General features: G+C 44.9%; 18 protein-coding genes and 1 pseudogene. 13 read left to right on the top strand and 6 right to left on the bottom strand.

Annotated elements, in window-relative coordinates; all coding sequences use genetic code 11:
- The first annotated feature begins 26 nt into the window (after nt 1-26).
- The 3 genes from MHI54_RS00175 to MHI54_RS00165 all read left to right on the top strand — a co-directional run bounded on the left by MHI54_RS00175 (nt 27) and on the right by MHI54_RS00165 (nt 3,099).
- Entirely contained in the window at nt 27-1,316 is a 1,290-nt protein-coding gene (locus tag MHI54_RS00175; RefSeq protein ID WP_095216644.1) for an extracellular solute-binding protein, read from the top strand.
- A 67-nt stretch (nt 1,317-1,383) separates the two neighbouring features.
- Entirely contained in the window at nt 1,384-2,262 is an 879-nt protein-coding gene (locus MHI54_RS00170; RefSeq protein ID WP_095216645.1) for a sugar ABC transporter permease, read from the top strand.
- Nucleotides 2,263-2,277: 15 nt separating this feature from the next.
- Complete coding sequence (locus tag MHI54_RS00165) at nt 2,278-3,099, top strand: carbohydrate ABC transporter permease (RefSeq protein WP_095216646.1); 822 nt, start codon at nt 2,278-2,280, stop codon at nt 3,097-3,099.
- Nucleotides 3,100-3,392: 293 nt separating this feature from the next.
- On the opposite strand, the gene MHI54_RS00160 is transcribed toward MHI54_RS00165, so the two are convergent.
- Complete coding sequence (locus tag MHI54_RS00160) at nt 3,393-4,007, bottom strand: DUF624 domain-containing protein (protein ID WP_095216651.1); 615 nt, start codon at nt 4,005-4,007, stop codon at nt 3,393-3,395.
- A 223-nt stretch (nt 4,008-4,230) separates the two neighbouring features.
- On the opposite strand from MHI54_RS00160, the gene xylF reads away from it, so the two are divergent.
- The 6 genes from xylF (at nt 4,231) to MHI54_RS00130 (ending at nt 12,285) form a co-directional block, all read left to right on the top strand.
- Entirely contained in the window at nt 4,231-5,316 is a 1,086-nt protein-coding gene (xylF, locus tag MHI54_RS00155) for a D-xylose ABC transporter substrate-binding protein (protein WP_340082089.1), read from the top strand.
- A gap of 132 nt (nt 5,317-5,448) precedes the next feature.
- Nucleotides 5,449-6,984 (top strand): xylose ABC transporter ATP-binding protein, encoded by a 1,536-nt coding sequence (locus MHI54_RS00150; protein ID WP_095216653.1) that lies wholly within the window; start codon nt 5,449-5,451, stop codon nt 6,982-6,984.
- Nucleotides 6,959-8,134 carry a sugar ABC transporter permease gene (locus MHI54_RS00145; RefSeq protein WP_340082088.1) on the top strand — a complete coding sequence of 392 codons (1,176 nt, stop codon included), beginning with the start codon at nt 6,959-6,961 and terminating at the stop codon, nt 8,132-8,134. Before MHI54_RS00150 ends, MHI54_RS00145 begins: the two co-directional genes overlap by 26 nt.
- Before the next feature lie 4 nt (nt 8,135-8,138).
- Nucleotides 8,139-9,461, top strand: coding sequence for a xylose isomerase (gene xylA, locus MHI54_RS00140; RefSeq protein WP_340082087.1), 1,323 nt, complete (start codon nt 8,139-8,141; stop codon nt 9,459-9,461).
- 75 nt (nt 9,462-9,536) lie between these two features.
- On the top strand, nt 9,537-11,036 hold the full coding sequence (gene xylB, locus MHI54_RS00135) for a xylulokinase (RefSeq protein ID WP_340082086.1): 1,500 nt from the start codon (nt 9,537-9,539) through the stop codon (nt 11,034-11,036).
- A gap of 286 nt (nt 11,037-11,322) precedes the next feature.
- On the top strand, nt 11,323-12,285 hold the full coding sequence (locus MHI54_RS00130; RefSeq protein WP_095216657.1) for an RsmD family RNA methyltransferase: 963 nt from the start codon (nt 11,323-11,325) through the stop codon (nt 12,283-12,285).
- A 216-nt stretch (nt 12,286-12,501) separates the two neighbouring features.
- Here the strand turns inward: MHI54_RS00130 and MHI54_RS00125 are convergent, their stop codons facing one another.
- From MHI54_RS00125 to MHI54_RS00115, 3 genes and pseudogenes are all read right to left on the bottom strand, one after another.
- Nucleotides 12,502-12,966, bottom strand: coding sequence for a GNAT family N-acetyltransferase (locus MHI54_RS00125; protein WP_095216658.1), 465 nt, complete (start codon nt 12,964-12,966; stop codon nt 12,502-12,504).
- An 85-nt stretch (nt 12,967-13,051) separates the two neighbouring features.
- A pseudogene (locus MHI54_RS00120) lies at nt 13,052-13,785 on the bottom strand (amidohydrolase family protein).
- A 233-nt stretch (nt 13,786-14,018) separates the two neighbouring features.
- Nucleotides 14,019-14,927 carry a YafY family protein gene (locus MHI54_RS00115; RefSeq protein WP_340082085.1) on the bottom strand — a complete coding sequence of 303 codons (909 nt, stop codon included), beginning with the start codon at nt 14,925-14,927 and terminating at the stop codon, nt 14,019-14,021.
- Nucleotides 14,928-15,003: 76 nt separating this feature from the next.
- On the opposite strand from MHI54_RS00115, the gene MHI54_RS00110 reads away from it, so the two are divergent.
- Both MHI54_RS00110 and MHI54_RS00105 read left to right on the top strand, forming a co-directional pair.
- Complete coding sequence (locus MHI54_RS00110) at nt 15,004-15,459, top strand: VOC family protein (protein WP_340082084.1); 456 nt, start codon at nt 15,004-15,006, stop codon at nt 15,457-15,459.
- 290 nt (nt 15,460-15,749) lie between these two features.
- Nucleotides 15,750-16,754, top strand: a complete 1,005-nt coding sequence (locus MHI54_RS00105; RefSeq protein WP_095215159.1) for an LLM class flavin-dependent oxidoreductase — start codon at nt 15,750-15,752, stop codon at nt 16,752-16,754.
- Nucleotides 16,755-16,793: 39 nt separating this feature from the next.
- Here MHI54_RS00105 and msrA read toward each other — a convergent pair whose 3' ends face one another.
- Entirely contained in the window at nt 16,794-17,324 is a 531-nt protein-coding gene (gene msrA / locus MHI54_RS00100) for a peptide-methionine (S)-S-oxide reductase MsrA (protein WP_095215160.1), read from the bottom strand.
- 113 nt (nt 17,325-17,437) lie between these two features.
- On the opposite strand from msrA, the gene MHI54_RS00095 reads away from it, so the two are divergent.
- A complete protein-coding gene (locus MHI54_RS00095) occupies nt 17,438-18,325 on the top strand; it encodes a 5'-3' exonuclease H3TH domain-containing protein (protein WP_095215161.1) in 888 nt (295 codons plus the stop codon).
- Nucleotides 18,326-18,357: 32 nt separating this feature from the next.
- Here the strand turns inward: MHI54_RS00095 and MHI54_RS00090 are convergent, their stop codons facing one another.
- On the bottom strand, nt 18,358-19,260 hold the full coding sequence (locus MHI54_RS00090) for a LysR family transcriptional regulator (RefSeq protein WP_095215162.1): 903 nt from the start codon (nt 19,258-19,260) through the stop codon (nt 18,358-18,360).
- A gap of 133 nt (nt 19,261-19,393) precedes the next feature.
- Between MHI54_RS00090 and gltB the strand changes: the two genes are divergently transcribed.
- A complete protein-coding gene (gltB, locus tag MHI54_RS00085; RefSeq protein ID WP_340082083.1) occupies nt 19,394-23,941 on the top strand; it encodes a glutamate synthase large subunit in 4,548 nt (1,515 codons plus the stop codon).
- Nucleotides 23,942-23,950: the final 9 nt, after the last annotated feature.

Here is a 23,950-nt window from a genome sequence, read left to right as displayed (position 1 = left end):
AAAAGCATAATGGGGAGGAATATGAATTGAGTAAAAAGAAAGCGGTTACAATTTTCTTTGCTGTTATTTCCTCGTTGCTGTTGATCAGTGGATGTTCCGGTTCGGATGATGTATCTGGTTCGGATGGTAAAACAATTGAGTTTATGCATCTATGGCCTGAAGGGAGTTCGAAGCAGCATAATGAAATCGTGCAAGATATCGTTGCGGATTTTGAAGCGGAAAATCCAGACGTAAAGGTAAAGCTGGAAGTGATGAGTAACGAGCAATACAAGGATAAAATCAAGGTGTTGTCTACTTCCAATGAACTGCCCGATGTAGGTATGACATGGGCTGCGGGTTATTTGGAGCCATATGTGGAAGGTGAAAAATTTGCTCCGTTGGATGATGTGCTGGAAGGGGATTTAAAAGACAGTTTTGTGTCGGGGATACCAGAAGCTTATGCGATTGACGGGAGTACGTATGGATTACCGCTTGAATTGAATGTTGCCTCAATATTCTATAATAAGAAGATTTTTGAAGAGAATGGTTTGGAAGTACCAAAGACATACGAAGAATTTCAGGATGTCGTTAAAACACTGTCCGAAAATGGTGTGGCTCCAATTGCATTGGGTAATAAAGATCGCTGGACAGGATCTTTATGGTATATGTATTTCGCTGATAGGATCGGCGGAGGGGATGCGTTGACAAACGCAATCAGCGGTTCTGGTTCCTTCAAGGATCCTGCTCTGGTTTCTGCTGCTGAAGAAGTTCAGAACATGGTGGATATGGATGCATTTGTGAAAGGATTCAATGGACTTTCGGATGAGGAAGCAAAAAGTATGTTTATGAATGAACAGGCAGCCATGTATCTGATCGCGACATGGGATCTTCCCAATTATACGACCAATGAAGATGTCCTCCAGGAGTTCAGGGATTCCGTAGGTTATTTTCCTTTCCCGACAGTTGATGGGAAGGGGGATATGAGCAGTTATGTGGGGGGACCTGGAGTCGGTTTGTTTGTCGCAGAGGATTCGGATGTAAAAGAAGAGGCAAAAGAATTCGTATCTTTTTTTGTACAAGAATGGGGCAAAAAGTCGGTTACGGAAGCAGGGGTCATTCCAGCTACAAAAGTGGATGCTGCCTCACTGGATCTTCCCAAAATGTATGTAGATGTACTGGATGACTTGAACAATGCCAGCAATATCACCTTATTTGCTGACGTTCAAATGAGTGCGGATGTGGCCCAGGTTCACTTGGATATGATCCAGTCCTTATTCGGAAAAGAGGTGACGCCAGAAGAATTCGCCGAAAAACATGAAGCGGCTCTCTCAAAATAATCAGCGGTAGTGAAGGGCAAACCTATAGCTGGATTGCCCTTCATTCATAAAAAAGGAGTTGATCCCAATGGATAAAGTGATGTCCAATAAATGGATAATCGGATTGTATATTCTCCCGGCTTTTTTACTCATCAGCATATTCATCTTCATTCCTTTGCTGCTGTCTGGATACTATGGCTTGATGGACTGGGATGGTATCGGTGCCATGAAGTACATCGGTATGGAAAACTACTTCAACGCCATCCAGGATGGACTATTTTGGGAAAGCGCTTTGCATTCATTCTTGCTTGCATTATTTTCCACTGTGAGTCTGATTGCGTATTTGGCAATATCGTTAGTTCTGGCATCTAAGATTAAAGGATCCAATCTACTACGGAAAATATACTTGATTCCAATGTTGTTATCATCGGTGGCAATTGCCCAACTATGGATCAAAGTCTTTCATCCTTCCAATGGAATTTTAAATAGCATGTTAGCTTTAGTTGGGGTGGAAAACCCGCCCGCTTGGCTTGCAGAACCGACTGTAGTCCTATATGCCATCTTCATTCCGATTCTTTGGCAATATGCAGGCTTTTATATATTGATCTATTATGCTGCCTTGAAAAATATCCCCGAGTCGATAGTCGAGGCTGCCAGAATAGATGGAGCAACACCATTGCAGATTGCGTACAGGATCAAACTGCCTTTGATCATGGGGGTTGTGAAAGTGACGATTGTCCTGGCGGTCGTAGGCTCATTGAAGTACTTTGACTTGATTTATGTCATGACTGGCGGCGGACCTAATGGTGCCAGTGAAGTGATGGCATCCTATATGTACAAGTTAGCATTCTCCAGTAATGACTTTGGATATGGCAGTGCCATTGGTTTCTTGTTATTGCTCATCACACTGATTGTTACCGTCATTATACGAAAAGTCACAGCTTCCAAAGAGGAATTGCAATATTAAAAGGAGGTCGTTCCCTTGAAAAAAGTAAGCTACATGCTTCTTTATGTATGTTTGGCTGCAGTGGCTGTGTTGCAGATATTCCCGATTTTATGGCTGTTTCTTTTTTCCTTGAAAAATAATCAGGAGATCTTTTCGGAATCCCCATTCGCCCTGCCAACTGCATTTAGATGGGAAAATTATATGAAGGTATGGGATAGCGGTATAGGAGGTTATTTCTGGAATAGTGTCTGGATTACAGGAGTAGCCATCATCTTTACCGTTTTGTTGGCAAGTATGGCCGCATTTGCAATTACCAGGATGAAATGGAAGTTAAGCAAACCGGTGCTTGGGCTATTCATGGTGGGATTGATGATTCCTATACATTCTTCCATCATCCCTTTGTTCAACATGTTTTTGAAAGTGGATATGATAGATAATCCTTGGTCGATCGTCATCACGTATACAGCTTATAATTTACCGATCACCTTGATGATTTTGTTGGGATTCTACTATGCATTGCCTCGCGAAATAGAAGAGGCAGCCATTATGGATGGCTGTTCGGTTCATAGGATTTTTTTCAGGATCATCCTTCCGATGACTGTTCCGGTATTGTCCACCACAGTGATCATCAACATGATTTATAACTGGAATGAATTTGTTTTTGTGAATACCTTTATAAGTTCGGATGAATACAAAACACTGACAGTCGGGATACAAAATTTCATTGGACAGTATATGACGGATTGGGGGGCAATCGGGGCAACTCTGATCATCAGTATGCTGCCTATATTGCTGGCCTTCCTGTTTTTCAGCAATAAAGTGGTGGAAGGTATTTCCTCCAGTGCAGTCAAAGGTTAAAAAGCCAAAGAGGCTGGGACAAAAGTGTTTTAGCCAAATAAAAAACCGAACTATATTGCAAATCTTCATACGAAAATTTGCATAAGTTCGGTTTTTTGATTAGTTATCTATCCCAGTGTAGGAAGAAACGGAGACTCCTACGGGAACAGCGCGAGCTGAAGACCCCACAGTGGTGACCTTTCCACGAGGAGGCTGAGGCCGTTCCCGTGGAAAGCGGAGTGTTCTGCCGAAGCGGCGCTCAAGATAAGATTCGGTTTTAAACACTGGGGAATTAGTTATGTCCCAGCCTCCTTTTATGCGCTGTTTTTTTTATTCATTCCAGTAAAAGCATGAAGGCAAAGCCACATAGTCGTAAAAGCAAAAGCACTTCCACCAAATAAAAATGCCAAGGAAGGAAGCGCATACATCATGAGTGTTAAACAAGCTAGACAGATAATGATCATGAGAGTGTGCAGCGGATGAATCAGCATGATGAGAAAGGCATGCTTAATGATTGACCGGACATTCAAATCAAAATGGACAAATGCCGGAAAAAGATAAAATAAGAAAAGGAAGGAAAACAGGATAAATACCAGCAAAGGAATGTGGAACCACGACAAGACAGGGGGAAGGAAGTGCAAATACCAAATATCAAGGATGATTATCACCATGAGCATGGCAACGAATATCCCCAATTTATTACTTTTCCAAAATTCTTTTTTATATGATGACCAAAACGTCCCAAGCAGCGCAGCATCGGACTCTCCTCTTAACCAATTCCTGATGATGGTGAACATGGCAGTGGTGGAAGGGAAAAATCCTAAGATAATCCCACCGGTGAAGGTGAATAAGATCCACAGGACATTCAAATAAGCAAAACGGGTGATCCATTCCAATATGAGATAAATAGAACTGCTGATTCTCTCCATTTTTAAACCTCCGATTTCTGTTAGTCTATTGGGACAGCGTGCTTAGGAATCTGTGAAAACACTTACATTATAAGGCAATGGATTGCATTAGTATACGTTTATTGCAGGAACAGGCAATGGAATATTTAAAACAAAACTTAGTTTATCGTATAGACAAACTAAGTTTTCGATGATATTATCAAATGGAAAATGGATTATCAAAAGAAGCGGAGGTGTAGGTTACGTGAAGAAATGTAAGGGCTTACTTTTGCTGGGCTTGGTTAGCTTACTTCTTTTTGTCTTAGCAGCCTGCGGTCAAGATGTTGGTAAAGACAGTACTGATGACTCTGGAAGAGGAGAGGGAGGCGATAAACTTAAAATTGGCTTATCCGTTTCAGATTTGACACTTGAACGCTGGCAGCATGATCGTGACTTTTTCGTGGAGAAGGCAGAAGAGCTGGGTGCAGAAGTCCTTGTCCAATCTGCAGATGGTGATGAAGCGAAACAGCTGTCCCAAATCCAAAACATGCTGTCCCAGGATATAGATACACTTGTCATAATCGCAATCAATTCCGATGCTCTTTCGACTGTTGTAGATCAGGCAAAGGCAGAAGGGATTTCAGTCCTTTCTTATGATCGTCTGATCAATGGGGCAGATATAGATGCCTATGTATCTTTTGATAATGTGCGTGTAGGCGAAATGCAGGCTGAATACCTCACAGAACAAGTACCGACAGGAAAATATTTCTTGATGGGCGGATCTCCGACAGACAATAATGCCAAGTTATTCCGGGAAGGTCAGCTGAATATCCTGCAGCCGCTCGTGGACAGTGGGGATATTGAAATCATCGGTGATCAATGGGTGAAGAACTGGGATGCAAATGAAGCCCTCAAAATCATGGAAAATGCGCTGACCGCAAATAAAAATGACGTCGATGCAGTCGTGGCATCGAATGACAGTACTGCTGGCGGGGCAATTCAGGCTCTGGAAGCCCAAGGTCTGGCAGGGAAAGTGGCCATATCCGGACAGGATGCCGATCTTTCCGGAGTACAGCGAATTGCAGAAGGCACACAGACAATGACTATTTATAAGCCGATTAAAGAAATTGCGACAAAAAGTGCCGAAGTGGCAGTCCAGCTGGCAAAAGGGGAGGAAGTCAAAGCTGACTCCACCATCAACAATGGAAAGATGGATGTACCATTCATCAAGCTCGAACCAATCCAGGTGAATAAAGATAACTTGGCTGATACCGTGATCAAAGATGGATTTCATTCACTTGAGGATGTATATAAAAACGTACCAGAGAGTGAATGGCCAGCTGCTGGGTAATATGGAGCCGGAGATTATTTATTCATAAGGACAGGTTACGGAATGGCATCAAAATGAAAATCAAGCTGGATGTACCTTGTGAACTCTGGAAAAGTCCTAACAATCAATCAGTGGCGGGAGGGACATACAGGCATGTATGCACTTGAAATGAAAGGCATCACAAAGGAGTTTCCGGGTGTACGTGCTTTGGAAGATGTGACGTTTTCCGTTAGAAAAGGAGAAATACACGCGCTCTGCGGAGAAAACGGAGCAGGGAAATCAACTTTGATGAAAATACTCAGCGGTGTTTACCCTCGGAATAGTTACAGCGGAAAAATTGTCATTAACGGAAACGAAGCAGAGTTCAAATCAATCAAAGAGGCGCAGGATGCAGGTATAGGGATCATTTATCAGGAACTGGCGCTGGTGGAGGAAATGTCGGTTGCAGAGAATCTTTTCCTGGGCGATGATCTGATGAGAAGAAAGTTTATCGATTGGAACAGGATTTACTCTGAAGCCAAGAAAAAGCTGGAACAAATCGGACTGAATATAGACCCGCAAGTCAGAACGGGTGATTTATCTGTAGGGAAACAACAATTGTTGGAAATCGCAAAGGCGCTTACGAAAAAAACGGAGATACTCATCCTGGATGAGCCGACAGCTGCGTTGACGGAGAGTGACGTGAAAGTATTGATACAATTGCTGAATGGCTTAAAGCACCAAGGTGTCACCTGTATCTACATTTCCCACAAACTGGGGGAAGTTTTGGAGCTTGCCGATACTGTGACAATTTTGAGGGATGGGAAGACGATCAGTACCGATCCTATCGAAGATATGACGGAACAAAAAATAATCTCCAAAATGGTCGGGCGTGATTTGACGGAGCTTTTTCCATATGAGCCGCATGCAATCGGAAAAGAAAAAATCCTGGAAGTGAAAGATTACGCTTTTACAGATGAAACAGGAAAAAGATTGCTCGCGGATGTGTCATTCCATCTTCGAAAAGGAGAGATCCTTGGTTTTGCCGGATTGATGGGTGCCGGACGTTCAGAGTTGTTCGTCAGTCTGTTTGGAGGTTACAAAGGCAAGAAGAAAGGAACTGTCTTGATAGATGGGAAACGGAAAACCATCAAAAAGCCTTCAGATGCCATCAATGAGGGAATGGCTTATGTCTCTGAAGACAGGAAGCGTTACGGATTGGTGCTTGGGATGGATATAACAAAAAATACAACGCTGGCCGCCCTTGATAAAGTGATGAATATAAAAGTGATTGATCGTGCATTGGAAATCAAGCATGCAGCCATTATCACAGAAAAGATGAAGTTAAAAGCTCCCGACCTTGAAACAAAGGCTGGTCAATTGAGCGGCGGTAATCAGCAAAAGGTGGTACTGAGCAAATGGCTGATGAACAAGCCAAAAATATTGATCCTCGATGAGCCTACCAGAGGAATCGATGTAGGAGCCAAGTATGAAATCTACAAAATCATGAATGAACTTGTCAAGGAAGGTGTCGGGATCGTCCTTATTTCTTCGGAGCTTCCTGAAGTGATGGGTATGTCCGATCGAATAATCGTCATGTCCGAAGGAACGGTTGCTGGGGAATTCCTAAGGGATGATGTCACTCAAGAAAAGATCATGACTTGCGCAACAGGAGGGGATCGAAGTGAACAGTCCGCTTCCATCGGCTAATGGAGCAACGGAAAAACAGCGGAAAATCAGCTTTAAACTGGACTATCAAGCATACACTCTCCTCTTTGCATTAGTGTTGATCGCCGTTATTTTCAGTGTTTTCACCGGAGGGGAGTTCCTGTCATCCAGGAATATTTCCAATCTATTCACACAGATGTCGGTGATTGCTGTACTGTCAATTGGAATGACGTTGATAATTGTTGCCGGTCATATTGACTTATCTGTCGGATCTTTGGTCGGGCTGCTTGGCGGGATAGCCGCTATATTACAGGTCTGGCATGGCTGGGGTACCATACCTGTGCTCCTTATCACGGTTCTTGCCGGAGCATTGCTCGGATTATGGCAGGGATGGTGGGTGGCATATCGGGCAGTACCTGCTTTTATAGTTACGCTGGCTGGTATGCTGGTTTTCAGAGGCATATTGATCGGAATCAGCAAGGGGCAAACGGTAGCACCTATGAATGAAGGTTTTAAACAAATCGGAAACAGCTATCTTCCATATGTACCAGGGTATATCCTGGCGGCAATCAGTATTGCCCTATTGGTATATGGAACTTTTAGAAATCGCTTTAAACGGAAGCAATTGGGGCTGATCGTAGCCAATGGTTTCATGGATTATGGAAAAGCAGCCGTGTATTCCTTTTTCATATTGTTGGCCACCTATATGTTGAATCGCTATTTGGGAATCCCTGTTCCTATATTCATCGTTTTGATACTGGCAGCCATCTTTATTTTCGTATCCAACAAGACTGCATTTGGACGCTATGTCTATGCAATCGGAGGGAATCAGGAGGCAGCAGCATTATCAGGTATCAATATTAAATGGAATACACTTTGGGTTTTCATCTCGATGGGAGCGTTGGCAGGAGTCAGTGGGGTCCTGCTTACAAGCAGACTGAATGCGGCAACTGTCAGTGCCGGCGACATGTATGAATTGGATGCCATAGCGGCATGTGTCATTGGCGGGACCAGTCTTATGGGAGGTAAAGGGAAAATCACCGGTGCTTTGATTGGCGCCCTGATAATGGCCAGCATCGACAATGGAATGAGCATTATGAACATAGAAGCTTTTTGGCAATACATCGTAAAAGGTTTGATTCTCATATTGGCTGTTTGGGTAGATATTTCAAGCAAAAAAAATAGGGGGTAATGTTATGGCTTATTTTGAAAACGTTGACAAAATCGTCTTCGAGGGTGCTGGTTCTACCAATCCGCTTGCCTATAAATTTTATAACCCGGAGGAAAAGGTCGCTGGGAAGACAATGGAAGAAATACTCCGGTTTGGTGTTGCATTTTGGCATACGATGACCATGGATGGTTCCGACCCATTCGGCAGCGGGAATATGCTGCGCCCATGGGATGGATTCTCAGGTATGGACTTGGCTAAAGCACGTGTGGAAGCAGCATTTGAGTTTTTCGAAAAGCTGAATGTACCATTCTTTTGTTTCCATGACGTAGATATTGCGCCTGAAGGAAGTTCCTTGGCTGAGACAAATAAAAATCTCGACATAATCGTTGCCATGATCAAGGAGTATATGAAGACTAGCAAAACGAAGCTTTTATGGAATACAGCGAATATGTTTACCCATCCCCGCTTTGTCCATGGAGCAGCGACAGCGGCCAATGCGGACGTGTATGCTTATTCTGCTGCCAAGGTAAAGAAGGGGCTCGAAATAGCCAAAGATCTTGGAGCTGAGAATTACGTGTTTTGGGGCGGCCGTGAGGGATATGAAACGCTATTGAACACAGATATGAAGCTGGAGCAGGATAATTTGGCCAGATTCTTGCATATGGCCGTTGATTATGCAAAAGAAATTGGTTTCAATGGGCAGTTCCTGATCGAGCCAAAACCGAAAGAGCCTACAAAGCATCAATATGATTTCGATGTAGCCACAGGGTTAGCTTTTCTCCAAAATTATGATTTGAAAGATCACTTTAAATTCAATATTGAAGCAAATCATGCTACATTGGCAGGCCATACATTTGAACATGAACTGCGGGTCGCACGCATCCATGGTTTATTGGGTTCCGTTGATGCAAACCAAGGTGATCCGCTGCTTGGCTGGGATACCGATGAATTCCCGACCGATTTATATGCTGCCACTCTGGCGATGTACGAAATTCTGCAAAATGGCGGACTTGGTAAAGGCGGTTTAAACTTTGATGCGAAGGTAAGGAGGGGATCGTTTGAAGCAGAGGATCTTTTCCATGCACATATTGCAGGGATGGACAGCTTTGCAGCGGGTCTGAAGACAGCAGAGAGATTGCTGGAAGATCGCGTATTGGAGGACTTCATCGAAACTCGTTACAGCAGCTATGAAAGCGGGATAGGAAAAGAGATAGTGGAGAATAGAACGGACTTTCATAAGCTTGAGGAATATGCTTTGGGATTAGGGGAAATCAAAAACACTTCAGGGCGTACAGAACAGTTGAAAGCGACAATCAATCAGTACTTATTAACTGTCCTGACAGAATAGGCAATCAGGGGATATACCGGATGAAGGGATTTCATTTTGGTATATCCCATTGTTTCGTGAAAAGGGGGAGAGGAATTGAAATATGTGCTTGGAATAGATTTGGGAACAAGCGCTGTAAAAATACTGCTCCTAAACAAAGCGGGAGAGGTTTGTTTGGAGGAAACCAGGGCTTATCCTTTGATCCAGGAAAAATCCGGATTCAGCGAACAAGATCCAGAAGAATGGATACATCAGACGATTGACGCCCTGCAAAGCTTATCAAGGAAATTCGAAGGAAATATCGAGGACATAGAAGGGATCAGTTTTTCCGGTCAGATGCACGGCCTAGTCTTACTTGATGAAAAGGGAAATGTCCTGCGTCATGCAATCCTGTGGAATGATACACGCACTACCGGACAGTGTAAGGAAATCCATGATAGAGTCGGCATGGAGAAGCTATTGTCAGTCACCAAAAATTCGGCACTTGAAGGATTTACCCTACCGAAATTATTATGGGTAAAAGAAAACGAACCAGAATCATTCAGCAAGGCATCGACATTCCTGCTTCCAAAAGATTATGTCCGTTACCGTATGACCGGACACATAGCGACCGAGTATTCCGATGCCGCCGGAACGCTCTTATTAAGTATAAGTGAAAAAACATGGAGTGGGGAGATATGTGAAATCCTGGGTATTCCACCTTCTTTATGTCCACCGCTTGTGGAATCGCATGAGTGCGTCGGGACATTGACTTCCGCTTTTGCTGCGGCATCAGGGCTGTCCCCGTCAACTCCTGTGTTTGCTGGAGGGGCAGATAATGCCTGCGGAGCCATTGGATCCGGAATCTTAAAGGAAGGAGACTCCCTTTGCAGTATCGGAACCTCTGGGGTCATCTTGTCTTATGAAGACAATGGTGAATTGGATTTTGGTGGAAGGGTGCATTATTTCAATCATGGCAAGAAGGATGCGTTTTATACAATGGGTGTCACTCTGTCGGCAGGGTACAGCCTTCATTGGTTCAAAGATGTTTTCGCCAAAGATCAAGACTTTGAATCTTTGCTGGACGGAATCGACAAGGTACCAATCGGATCCAATGGATTGATTTTCACACCGTATCTTTCCGGCGAGCGAACTCCTTTTGCTGATTCGATCATTCGCGGAAGTTTTATCGGAATGGATGCTGCTCACTCTATCAAGGATTTTGTCAGGGCCGTACTGGAGGGAATCACATTTTCCCTCCATGAATCCATCCAAATTTTCCGTGAAAATGGCAAAGTCATCAATACCATTGTCTCTATCGGCGGCGGAGCAAAAAATGATACATGGCTTCAGATGCAGGCGGATATCTTCGACGCCACGATTGTGCGTTTAAAGAGTGAACAAGGTCCTGGTGTCGGAGCGGCAATGCTGGCAGCTGTCGGTGCCGGATGGTTTTCCACACTTGAAGAATGTGCCGATGTATTTACTGGAAAAATGAAAGAATTCAAGCCGATTGCTGCAAATGTGCAAAGATACAAAAAATTATTCCGTGTTTATCAGGAAGTATATGTTTCTACCAAAGGCTTAAATCAACAACTTAAGGCATTCAGGAATTAATTGCAAAATATCCATCCTAGGATCCGTCAATTGTCTTATCAAGAATCTAAGCCAGGTCTGCTGGGAGGCCTGGCCCTCTTTTCATTTCCATGCCTCTTCTAAGATAAACCCTTCCCCAACCTGTCTGTTCCCTTTTCGGACCTGTCTGGGATTCCATGACTGAACAAACTTGGAAGTCCTGCGGCAATTTCTTCATTATGTGGTTTTATACGCCGCGGGACAAATGCACAGGTTCTGTTATAATGGATATCTATAAAAGAAATCACGGTTAAAGAAAGGCAGATACATGACGACTGCAGTGATTGCACCAGCGGAATATCTATACACTTATACGACAAGCAGGGAAGAATACTCGCTTCGCAAATTGGAGCAAAGAATGCTCTTCGGACAAGAAGCAGACAACATTATCAAAAGCACGAAAGAAATCGATCCAAGCAGGAGTCCATTCATAAAAGGCAGGCTTTCCATTCTCTATTCAGGAGCGTCTATCGTCGAGATTGCCCAGCAGGTCCGTCTGTTGGAGCTAAATGACAAAACCTTCAAGGTACTTTACATAAAAATTAATGACCTTTCCGATGGACGGAAGATAGAATTTGACGAACAGCGGGCTATTGAGAAGGAAGTTGGATGGAATATTATAGGGAAGGCCAAAATGCAAAATCCGGATTTTCTCTTCGGAATCGTTCCCTTTAAAGGACGCTGGTATTTTGGAAAGTATCAAGCGAGCGAATCACTGTGGCTGAAACATTCAAAGAAACCACATGAGTACTCGACGGCCTTAAGCACTCGTTTGGCCAGAGCCGTTGTGAATATCGCCGTTCCGGATCCAGCAGGTATCCGCGTGATCGATCCATGCTGCGGAATTGGCACGGTCCTCGTGGAAGCCCTTTCGATGGGTATTCCCATTCTCGGAGCCGATCGAAATCCACTTGTAGTGAAGGGTGCACAGAAAAATATCGCGCATTTCAATTACCAAGGCGCTGTGGCTGTAAAAGACATAGCCGAGCAGGAAGGTCATTATGATGTGGCAATCATTGACATGCCTTATAATTTGTATGCTCGTGCCACTGCGGAGGAACAATATACCATTATTAAGCAAGCACGAAGGATAGCCGATAAAGTCGTCATCCTGACTATCGAAGATATGGATGAGATGATCAAGAAGGCGGGTTTTGTGATAATTGACCGCTGTGTTGCCAACAAGGGGCTCAAGGCATCATTCTCAAGGCAGGTTGTGGTTTGTGAATGATATCTTGTAAATTCCAGACAGCCATCTGAATGGATCCAGGCGGCCGATCCATCAATATGTGAAGGAAAAGGTTGTAATATGCAGTCATGGTTAATGATGACTTGAATGCTTTGGTAGATACCTACTGAGAAAAGAAATAGATAACTCCTTGACTTGATTATTAATGTGAGTAGGAGCGTCATTGCTAAAAAAATACATAAGGGAAGTGCTTTTGCGTTACAGGTGTAGCTTTAAACCTTCGTGTGATGGCTTAAATCCTAACTTTTCATAAAAATGAAGTGCTTCGGGTCTATTTTTATCTGTAGTCAATTGAACTAAGTGACATCCACGTTTTTTTGCGCGGTGAATTGCCCATTTAATCAATTCAGATCCTACACCCTTCCCACGTACGATAGATGCAGTGCGAACACCTTCAATTGTAGCTCTCCATCCGCCCTGATAAGTAATGAACGGAGTAAACGTAATCTGCTGAACACCGATAATCTCACTGCCATAACAGGCTACTATCAGTTCATTGTTTGGGTCAGAGTTTATAGATTGAAATGCATTTATGTAACTATCAGGCAAGGGGTGTTTATAATCTTCTCTCTTACTTCCTAGAATATCATCTGATAACATATACACTATTCTGTCAAGATCTTGAATTTTTGCCTCTCTAAAGATAATTTGATTCAAATTCATTAAGATCACCTTCTTATATCTTAGTAACTTAAAAATTCAACTTTCCTTGGAATGAGGGAGGCAATAGAAAAACTCATTTAAAATATTATTTGAAATACCACTTCATAGCATTTGTATACAAAATCTTATCCGTAGCTTGATCATCAAATAAACTCTGAACTAATTCAATGTCTTTGTGCTCAAAAGGCCTTTTGGCTCTTGTTGATGGTAAATCTGTACCGAACATAGAGCATCCGGGTTTACTTTATATATAGACTTTAAAGCGTTTTCAATATTTAGTTCAACTCGTCCAAACCCTGTGGCTTTTACGTGTATGCCTTTATCTACTAATCTTAAAAGATGTGGTAGCCCTTCTTCTGACAATCCTAAATGATCGATTGAAATAGCAGGTAGTTTCTCGATGATTGCTGCTATCTCAGGTAGCTGTATCGCATCAATATAAAGTTCGCTATGCCATCCGGCCAAATCGTACACTCTTCTTGCAAAGTAATCAAATTTTGACAAATCCTCTGATCCGCCGCGTTTAATATTAAATCGTAATGCTCTTACTCCATTGGTATGTAATTTTAAGATTTCTTCATCTGTTACTGTATAAGGCAACTGTATAACGCCACAAAATGCTGTTCCCATTTGTTTAAGTGCCTTCAGTAAGTATTCTTGATCAAAACCTTGAAATGATCCAGATACAATCGCTTCATTTAAATCAGCAGTCTCTGTTAGATAATCTTCTGTAACGTAGCTGGGTGGGGTATATCCTTGATTCTCAATAACAGGATAATCGAAGTCAATAATGTGAAAATGAGCATCAAATATTCTCATTTCAATTCCCCCTTTCAATACAAGGATAATACATTCAGGATGGACAGGGAATTATGGTATGTTAAACAAATGGAAGGAATGTAATATCCAGCTTTAAATTTAGAGAAATAAGAATTCAAATAGATCATCATTATATGGTAGATGTATCAAGGACAGTTATAATATTTCTCGTAAATATACACCTACACCGTTCGATTAAGTACACTATCTTGGATGGACCATCTACGAACACTTCATTTGTAAAGTTTCACTGCTTCCTCCAAAAATTTTATATATTTCGCAATAAAACCTTTTGGCTTGATGATCTTGACTTTATTACCGAATCCGGCTAAAAATTGATAGGCATATTGATGCTCAGGCAATTCAATCACTGCAAGGTAACTACCAGCAGTTCCTTTTATCATGGCATCTTTCCCATACCTTTCGATAAATTGATCCCTTACAGCAACATCTATCGATAGATGCACATTAACCAAATTTTTTTGTTCATTATATTGTTTTTTATGTTGAAATTCCTGGTCAGTCCTTGGAACAAAAAAACCGTCTTTTTGGATATGTAATATCCTCGTTATCTTGAATGTCCGATAATCTTCCCGTTCTAGACTATAACCAAAGAGATACCAATTCCTCTCCCTGAAATGTAACTTATAGGGCTCTACGAGTCTGTACGTTTTATTTCCCATTTGATCCACATATTCAAATTTCAATAACCAATTTTTCTCAATTGCTTGCCTGATAAATAGCACTTCTTCGTTGATTTGGCTTCTTCCCGGCCAATCGTAGAAAGTCAAATCAAGTGTTGGAGAAATATCTGCGCTGGTCATTCCTTTGATTTTCTGAATAGTCGTTTGGATCCCCTGATCGGTAATCAGTCCCTCAACGCCACCTAAAGCTATAAGTATATTTTCAATATCCTTGTGATTCAGTAATCGCTTATCGAATTTATACTCTTCCATTAGCGCATATCCCCCTTCAGCACCATATTCTGCGTAAATAGGGATGTTTGCATAATGTAATGTTTCCATATCACGTTGGATCGTTCGTTTTGTCACATGAAAAAGTCGGCTGAATTCTGATGCTGAAACGACTTCCTTTTGTAACAAAATCATCACTATCGAGATAAGTCGCTCAATTTTTTTCATATTTCCCTCCGATATATGACATACATATGTCGCCCATGCCCTATTATACTTCAAATATGAAAAGGAGGAATAAAATATGAAAGCAATAACTTATCTGCAATTCGATGGAAGAGCAGAAGAAGCGTTGGCCTTTTATGAAAAGACATTAGCAGCAACTCGTGTTAAAAAGGCGAGGTTTGGTGATGTTGGCCAAGATCCAAATGCTCCAATAAAGGAAGAGGAACAAAATATGATTATGGATTCTCGTATCGAGTTTGCAGGGAATATTTTAATGATCTCTGATGTTCCGCCTTTTATGCAAGCTGCGACAGGCGAAATCACAAATGGGAATACCATCCTGATCAGTATTATAGATGCTGATCCAGAAATGAATAAGCAATACTTTGAAGGGCTTTCAGAGGGTGGTACTGTGATCATGCCGATATCCTCAACGCCGTGGTCAGCAAGCTTTGGAATGTTAGTCGATAAATTTGGGGTAATGTGGAAGTTTAATAGTGAGGCGAGTAAATTTCTAGATGGTTATGTAGATTAAACTTTGATTAGGGGTTTCTCCAGCATTTGGTCGCAACACATGGATAAAACGGATTAGATGACATATCAGACTCTGAAATTCCTATATGATTGGGGAATTTCAGGGTTTGTTTTATTTCTGTGATTATACGGGATGTTTATTTTAGGAATTGAAAATAGTATGCAAATGGAAAGATGTATGTGCCTATCAAAAATGCTTCTGCATGGATTTCCTGAGCGAATACCTTGTATGCTTCCCGTTTCATTACCTACAATAAGATGGATAATTAGTTGCAGGGAAGAGGTGGGCGCATGAAGCTCAGCGTATTGGATCAGGCACCGATCAGAAGGGGAATGACGCCGGAGGAGGCATTGCAAGAAGCGATAGAGCTTGCACAGCATGCAGAAAGGCTAGGCTATGAGCGTTATTGGTTTGCAGAGCATCATAATACAAACGGATTGGTCAGCGTCGCCCCTGAAATAATGGCTACGCGGATTGCCAGTGCGACGAATTCAATAAAGGTCGGGACAGGAGGGGTATTGCTGCCGCAGTACAGTCCGCTGAAGGTAGCGGAAACCTTTCATACCTTGGCGGGATTATTTCCTGGACGGGTCGATTTGGGAGTCGGCCGTTCGCCAGGCGGCAATGAACAGACGAGGAGTGCTTTGGCGGATGGTGCCGATAGCGGCATGGGGGAATTTCCAAGAAAGCTGCGGGAGCTGCAAGGCTTTCTGCATAATACACTTCCGCGTGAGCATCCTTATCGCTCGGTGAAAGCTTCTCCGCGAGTGAAAGATCCTGCGCCATTATGGGTGCTTGGCTTATCGGAGGGAAGCGCCAGACGGGCGGGGGAACTGGGGATCGGTTATGTATTCGGTCACTTCATCAGCCCGGCTAAGCCCGATGCGATGCCTATATATAAGGAAGCGTTTCGTCCATCTGTGTCCATGGAGAAGCCATATGGGATTGTTTGCATTTTTGTTGTTTGTGCAGAAACACAAGAGCGGGCGGAAGCGTTGGCGGAGAGTCAGGATCATTGGCTTCTGAGTGTCGGCAAAGGACGTGATACGCAGATTCCATCCCCGGAACTTATCAAGAAACGTCAGCTGACGGAAGCGGATAAAGAAACCATCCGCCAAAACCGCAAACGCTGTGTCATCGGCACACCTGAGAAAGTAAGAGAGGAGCTTGAAAGACTGAAGGATCTCTACCAAGCAGATGAGTTCATGATCATAACCAATATCCATGATAAGGAAGCAAAATGGAAATCATATGAACTGATCAAACAATCGGTAGACCATAATTATATTATGTAAACTGAAGTGTGTGAAACAAGGAGCGAAAAAATCGCTCCTTTATTTATTCCAGTGTTCTTCGATGAATTCATCCCGGCCGGATTTTGCACGATCTTCTTCGTAAGCTTCTTTTTCTTTCTTATAGAAGTCTTGATGATAATCCTCGGCAGGATAGAAGGGAGCTGCCGGCAGGATCTCGGTCACGATCGGCTGTTTGAACTTGCCGCTTTCTTCAAGTGCTTTTTTGGAGAACTGCGCAAGCTCTTCCTGCACCTCGTCATGATAAAAGATAGCGGTACGGTACTGATCACCGCGATCATGGAACTGACCGCCAGCATCGGTGGGGTCGATTTGCGGCCAATATAGGTCCAGTATTTGCTGATATGTTATCTTCGCTGGATCATACGTGATTTCGACAGCTTCATAGTGTCCTGTCGTCCCTGTTTTCACTTGCTCGTAGGTGGGATTCTCGACATGGCCCCCAGTGTAGCCGGAGATGACCGATTCCACGCCATCCCATTGATCGAATGGCTTCACCATACACCAGAAGCATCCTCCTGCGAATGTTGCCTTGGCAAAGTTTGTTGTCATAGTTTCCTAGCTCCTTCCTGGTGTAATATGACTTATTTTACCCTATATATATAAGTTGTACTAGTATGATAAACTAGAAGGATGAAAGAAAAGAAGGAGACTATGAAACGGTTATGAAAAATCACATCTTATTGATAGATGGCATGGCGATATTATTCCGCGCATTCCATGCCACAGCTTACCGTAATTATTTTATGATCAACTCAAAAGGGATGCCGACCAATGGGCTGCATGGCTTTATCCGTCATCTGGCTGCTGCAGTTGATCATTTCGAACCGACGCATGTGGCTGCTTGCTGGGATATGGGCTCGAAGACATTCCGCAGCGAGATGCTGGATACGTACAAAGGCAATCGTGAGGCGCCGCCTGTCGAACTGATCCCGCAATTCGATGCGGTCAAGCAGGTTGCTGCTGGTTATGGTATCCCCAACATCGGCCTGGAAAATTATGAAGCAGACGACTGCATCGGGACATTGGCATGCCTTTATGCAACTGAAGGGCATCAAGTGACGATACTTACCGGCGACCAGGATATGCTGCAGCTTGTCCAGCCGAATGTGGACGTTGCCATCATGCGAAAAGGCGAGGGAAACTATGAAGTATTCCAGGAAGCCACCTTTTTGGAACAAAAGGGACTGACTCCGGCGCAAATCATCGATATGAAAGGCTTGATGGGGGATAGCTCCGACAATTACCCGGGCGTCAAGGGCATCGGTGAAAAGACAGCCATCAAGCTGCTGACTCAGTTTGAAACCATCGATAATATACTGGAGAATCTCGCCGAGCTTCCTAATGGTGTACGGAAGAAAATCGAGTCGGATTTGGACAATTTACATTTGAGCAGAAAGCTTGCTGCAATCCATTGCGAGGTTCCGATCAGCTGTCCTCTTGAAGATGCTGTTTGGGCAGTGGATGAAAAACAGAAGCAAGCGATGCTCGAAGAATTCGAACTGACAAAGCTGAGCCGTCTTTTGAGCCCGGCTGACAGCGTCGTAAACTAAAAACGATTGTGCGTCATGCACAATCGTTTTTTTTATCTGAATTGCTGCAAGCGGGAGAAGAAATCACGGACAAAATCGTAAAACAGTTGTTCCGATGGTGCCACTTGCCTCTCTTTGGGCATGATGACGCCGACAGATCTCCTCACTTCCGGAAATGTAATCGGAATTTTCGCTGTCATCCGCGGGGTGGCATCATAAAATGTACTTTCCGGCAAAATGCTGATGCCGATGCCGGCTGCAACGAGCCCTTTGATTGCATCCAAATCTTCTCCTTCAGATGATACAGTCGGTTCAAAACCCGCCTTCTTGCAGCCATCCATCACAAGCTGCCTCAATTTATAGCCTTCAGGGAAAAGGACGAATTGCTCCTTTTGTAAATCTTTCAGCTGCAGCTGCTCACGTTCAGCGAACCTGTGTGCGACAGGAAGGAGCGCAGAGAAGCTTTCGGTAAAGAGGATTTCGCCATCGATGCGGTCATGATCCCGCGGGACGGGACCGATAAATGCGATATCGATATCGCCCCGGGATACTTGTTCGATCAGGAATTGATAAGTACCTTGCCGCAGCTGAAACTGGATATTCGGATAGGCCTCCTTGAAAGAGTAAATGACCGTAGGCAGCAGCTGGCCGGCCAGGCTGGTCGGGAAGCCGATCTTTACCGACCCGCGCTCCGGATCCAAATGCTCATCGATTTGCTTCTTTGCATAATCGATTGCCTGCATGGCTGTTTCGATATGGGTTAGGAAGGTACGTCCTATTTTGGTCAGCTTGACATTTCTCCCCTCGCGTTCGAACAGGTCCACACCCAATTCATCCTCCAAATTGCTGATTTGCCGACTGATGGCGGACTGAGCGACAAGCAAATATTCTGCAGCTTCCGACATATGCTCCCGTTTGGCAACCTCGATAAAATAGCGCAGTTGACGTAATTCCATGCTGCACTCCTCCTTTCTATCTCAAAATGAGATTGATTCTATCTAAATTATATATTGTTTCGATCAATTAGAAAACCTACAATGTACTATAAGACAACATGTCGGTTTCGAGACAGAGAGTGAGGGATTAATAATGGCATTTCATTTTCTACCAAAAGCACAAGGCCTTTATCGACCGGAATTCGAGCACGATGCATGCGGTATCGGCTTGTACGCGCATATGAAGGGGAAAGCAGCCCATTATATCGTTCAAAAAGGATTGCAGCTGCTGCGTCAGCTGGATCACCGCGGCGGTCAAGGGAGCGATCCTGCATCAGGGGACGGAGCGGGGATCATGGTGCAGCTTCCACACCGTTATTTTTCCGAAAAGACCGAATTTTCTTTACCTGAAGCGGGTGCTTACGGCGTGGCGATGATTTTCTTCAACACGCAGGACTCCCAGCAGGAGGAATTGGAAAGCAAAATCAGCTCTCTTGTGGAAGCGGAAGGTCAGCACGTAATCGGCTGGCGCACCGTACCTGTCGATGACACGCACATCGGCATCATGGCAAAGGACGTGAAGCCTTATGTCCGCCAGCTGTTCGTGGGAATCGGGGAGCAGACAGAAAAGGGCCTCCCGTTTGAGCGGAAGCTGTACGTGATCCGCAAGCAAGCGGAAAACGAAGCAAAAGAAATGCAGCAGCATCTGTATTTCGCGAGCTTTTCCAGTGAGACGATCGTCTACAAAGGGATGCTGACCTCCGCGCAGGTCGATCAGTTCTACCTGGATCTGCAGGATCCGCTGTTTGAGAGTGCATTTGCACTTGTGCACTCCCGCTTCAGTACGAATACCTTCCCAAGCTGGGAACGGGCCCATCCGAACCGTTATCTCATCCATAATGGGGAAATCAATACGCTGCAAGGGAATGTCAATTGGATGCGCGCCCGTCAGGAGCAGCTGGTTACCAAAACTTTCGGTAAGGACGCAGCTAAGATCCTGCCGATTCTGGATACGGACGGAAGTGATTCCTCCATCATGGATAATGCTTTTGAATTCTTCGTGCTAGCGGGCCGTAAACCGGCTCATGCTGCCATGATGATGATTCCGGAACCATGGGATAAGAACCCCTATATGGATAAGGAAAAACGTGCTTTTTATGCTTATCATAGCACATTGATGGAGCCTTGGGACGGTCCGACAGCCATATCGTTCACGAATGGGAAACAAATCGGCGCAATCCTCGACCGTAATGGTTTGCGTCCCGGTCGTTATTATGTGACGAAGGATGATCATCTCATCCTCTCCTCCGAAGTGGGAGTCATCGATGTCGAGGAAGAGAATGTCCTGCTTAAAGATCGGCTCAGCCCGGGCAAAATGCTGCTATTGGATTTGGAGCAAGGCCGTTTGATTCCTGACGAAGAAATCAAGCAGGAGATGGCTGCTGCAGAGCCGTATCAAAAGTGGCTGGATGATAATATCGTGGAGCTCCGCGATCAGACGGCTGCAGATGATAGTGCTGTCGAGGACCTTGTCACCAAACAAAAGGCATTCGGCTACACATATGAAGATGTCAAGAAGTATCTTGTTCCGCTTGTATCAGAGGGCAAAGACCCGATCGGGGCGATGGGGAATGACACGCCGCTCTCTGTGCTGTCGGACCGGCCGCAATCGCTGTTCAATTATTTCAAGCAGCTGTTCGCCCAGGTGACGAACCCGCCGATTGATGCATACAGGGAGCAGATCGTTACCAGCACGCTTTCCTATCTTGGAAAAGAGGGCAATTTGCTGCATCCGGATGGAACGAATTGCAGACGGATCAAATTGGCATCACCTGTCATTACGAATAACCAGCTGGAACAGCTGATAACCGATAAAAGCGGTGATTTCAAGCTGCAGGAGATCCATACATTATTCGGGAAAAACCTCCAGAAGAGCATGCAGCGCATTTTTCAGGAGGCAGAGGAAGCAATCAGGAAGGGCGTCAGCGTTCTTGTGCTGACTGACCGCCTGATGTCTGATATATACGTACCGGTTCCTGCTCTGCTTGCTGTGAGCGGGCTGCATCAGCATCTCATCCGCAAAGGTCTTCGGACCAAGGTCAGCTTGATCGCCTCAGCCGGGGAAGTGCGGGAGGTCCATCATGTCGCGACGCTGCTCGGCTATGGGGCAGATGCGATCCATCCTTATCTGGCGTATGCAACAGTGAAGGAAGCAATCGATCATGGCGATATTGACTTGACTTATCCTGAGGCCATCAGGGAATATGCTGCCGCATTGACCGAAGGCGTCGTCAAGGTCATGTCCAAAATGGGCATCAGCACTGTACAAAGCTACCGCGGGGCACAAATCTTTGAGGCAGTCGGTATCAGTCATCATGTTATTTCCGAGTATTTCACTGGTACGACGTCCCAAATTGATGGAATTGATTTGGACACCATTGCCCTGGAGGCGAAAAAACGTCATCAAGCTGCCTATAAATCAAGGACGGCAGCCCTGGAAACCGGCAGTGAGTACCAATGGCGGAAAAACGGGGAACATCATGCGTTCAATCCCAAAACGATCCATACGCTGCAATGGGCGTGCCGCCGAAACGACTATGACTTATTCAAGGAGTATACCGAAGCTGCCGATCAGGAACGGCTCGGATTCCTTCGCAACCTATTCGATTTCAAGAAAAAGAAGGCGATTCCGCTTGATGAAGTGGAATCGGTGGAAAGCATCGTGACTCGCTTCAAAACAGGGGCGATGTCCTTTGGATCCATCAGTGAAGAAGCCCATGAAGCTCTTGCGATCGCGATGAATCGCTTAGGCGGCAAGAGCAACAGCGGCGAGGGCGGCGAAAATCCCAAACGTTATACGATGGATGAAAATGGAGATTACCGCCGCAGCGCCATCAAGCAGATTGCTTCCGGCCGTTTCGGTGTCATGAGTTCCTATCTGGTACAGGCGAATGAGCTGCAAATCAAAGTGGCGCAAGGAGCAAAGCCAGGGGAAGGCGGACAGCTGCCGGGTAAGAAAGTATACCCATGGGTTGCTGATGTACGGAAATCCACTCCAGGTGTCGGCTTGATTTCTCCGCCGCCGCACCATGATATATACAGTATCGAGGATTTGGCGCAGCTGATCCACGATTTGAAAAATGCCAATAGAGATGCACGGATCAGCGTTAAATTGGTTGCCAAAGGCGGCGTCGGTACGATTGCTGCCGGTGTGGCAAAAGGGAGCGCTGATGTCATCGTCATCAGTGGATACGACGGTGGTACAGGTGCATCTCCGAAAACAAGTATCAAGCACGCTGGTCTTCCATGGGAAATCGGGCTGGCGGAAGCACACCAAACGCTTATGCTGAATGGTTTGCGCGACCGCGTCCGTTTGGAAACCGACGGTAAGCTGATGACTGGGCGCGATGTCGTCATGGCTGCTTTGCTTGGTGCGGAGGAATATGGCTTTGCAACGGCTCCATTGGTAGTCTTGGGCTGTGTCATGATGCGTGTCTGCCATATCGATACATGTCCAGTCGGCATCGCGACGCAAAACCCGGAGCTGCGCAAGAAATTCATGGGTGATCCAGACCATGTCGTCAACTTCATGACCTTCATTGCGCAGGAAGTAAGGGAAATCATGGCGGAACTCGGTTTCCGGACAATGGAAGAGATGGTCGGCCGTACAGATGTGCTGGAGGTTTCCGAACGAGCAAAATCACATTGGAAAGCAGGGCAGCTTGATTTGAGCAGACTGCTTCATCAAATCGATGGACCGAAGACTTACAGTACGCCGCAAAACCATAAGATCGATATCGCGTTGGATACGACAGATATACTGCCGCAGCTGGAAAAGGCACTCAACGGCGAAGGAAAAGTGAATCTGCAAATGCCGATCCGCAATATCAATCGTGTGGCCGGTACGCTTGCAGGCAGTGAAATCAGCAAAAAATTTGCCGAAGCGGGCCTTCCGGAAGATTCCGTGAATCTGCATTTCCATGGTTCTGCAGGTCAGAGCTTTGGCGCTTTCACGCCAAAAGGGATGACCTTGAAAGTGACAGGCGATGCCAACGACTATGTCGGAAAAGGCTTATCCGGTGCAAAACTGATCGTCAAAAAACCGGCTGCATTCCGGGCATCCGCTGCTCAACAAGTGATCGCCGGCAACGTGGCGCTGTATGGAGCCACATCCGGTGAAGCGTATATCAACGGCAAGGCTGGTGAGCGGTTCGCTGTGCGGAACAGCGGTGCGACAGCTGTCGTGGAAGGAATCGGCGAGCATGGCTGTGAATACATGACTGGCGGTAAGGTTGTCATACTCGGTGAAGTCGGCAAGAACTTCGCTGCCGGAATGTCTGGCGGAATCGCCTACATCCATACAGGCGACCATGAAGGACTCAAACAACTTTGCAATAAGGAAATGGTTGATTTTGAACAGCTGACGGATAAAGAAGAGATTGCGGAACTTCGCACTATGATAGAGAAGCATGCCGCCTACACAGAAAGCGAAAAGGCACTCTTCATCCTGGAAAACTGGGAAACGGAACTAGCTTACTTTGTCAAAGTGATTCCGATCGATTACCGCAGCATGATGCATCAAATCGATGCACAGCGTGAGCTTGGACTTTCGCAGGAGGAAGCGGTGATGGAAGCATTTGTATGGAAGAACCAGCAGCCGCAGCCAGTGAAAGAATCCGAGAAGCCAGCAGCTGTACATTAAGAAAGAGGT

This window comes from Terribacillus sp. FSL K6-0262 (genome assembly GCF_037977385.1).
In the GTDB taxonomy this organism is placed as follows: Bacteria; Bacillota; Bacilli; order Bacillales; family Amphibacillaceae; genus Terribacillus.
The sequence above is the reverse complement of the archived record's forward strand: the minus strand, read 5'-3'. Positions and strand labels throughout refer to the sequence as shown.

Bases quoted from the DNA above. Each gene is read 5' to 3' on its own strand.
- MHI54_RS00170 (WP_095216645.1), top strand. From the start codon at position 1,384: ATGGATAAAGTGATGTCCAATAAATGGATAATCGGATTGTATATTCTC.
- MHI54_RS00160 (WP_095216651.1), bottom strand. From the start codon at position 4,007: ATGGAGAGAATCAGCAGTTCTATTTATCTCATATTGGAATGGATCACC.
- MHI54_RS00150 (WP_095216653.1), top strand. From the start codon at position 5,449: ATGTATGCACTTGAAATGAAAGGCATCACAAAGGAGTTTCCGGGTGTA.
- xylA (WP_340082087.1), top strand. From the start codon at position 8,139: ATGGCTTATTTTGAAAACGTTGACAAAATCGTCTTCGAGGGTGCTGGT.
- MHI54_RS00130 (WP_095216657.1), top strand. From the start codon at position 11,323: ATGACGACTGCAGTGATTGCACCAGCGGAATATCTATACACTTATACG.
- MHI54_RS00125 (WP_095216658.1), bottom strand. From the start codon at position 12,966: ATGAATTTGAATCAAATTATCTTTAGAGAGGCAAAAATTCAAGATCTT.
- MHI54_RS00115 (WP_340082085.1), bottom strand. From the start codon at position 14,927: ATGAAAAAAATTGAGCGACTTATCTCGATAGTGATGATTTTGTTACAA.
- MHI54_RS00110 (WP_340082084.1), top strand. From the start codon at position 15,004: ATGAAAGCAATAACTTATCTGCAATTCGATGGAAGAGCAGAAGAAGCG.
- MHI54_RS00105 (WP_095215159.1), top strand. From the start codon at position 15,750: ATGAAGCTCAGCGTATTGGATCAGGCACCGATCAGAAGGGGAATGACG.
- msrA (WP_095215160.1), bottom strand. From the start codon at position 17,324: ATGACAACAAACTTTGCCAAGGCAACATTCGCAGGAGGATGCTTCTGG.
- MHI54_RS00095 (WP_095215161.1), top strand. From the start codon at position 17,438: ATGAAAAATCACATCTTATTGATAGATGGCATGGCGATATTATTCCGC.
- MHI54_RS00090 (WP_095215162.1), bottom strand. From the start codon at position 19,260: ATGGAATTACGTCAACTGCGCTATTTTATCGAGGTTGCCAAACGGGAG.
- gltB (WP_340082083.1), top strand. From the start codon at position 19,394: ATGGCATTTCATTTTCTACCAAAAGCACAAGGCCTTTATCGACCGGAA.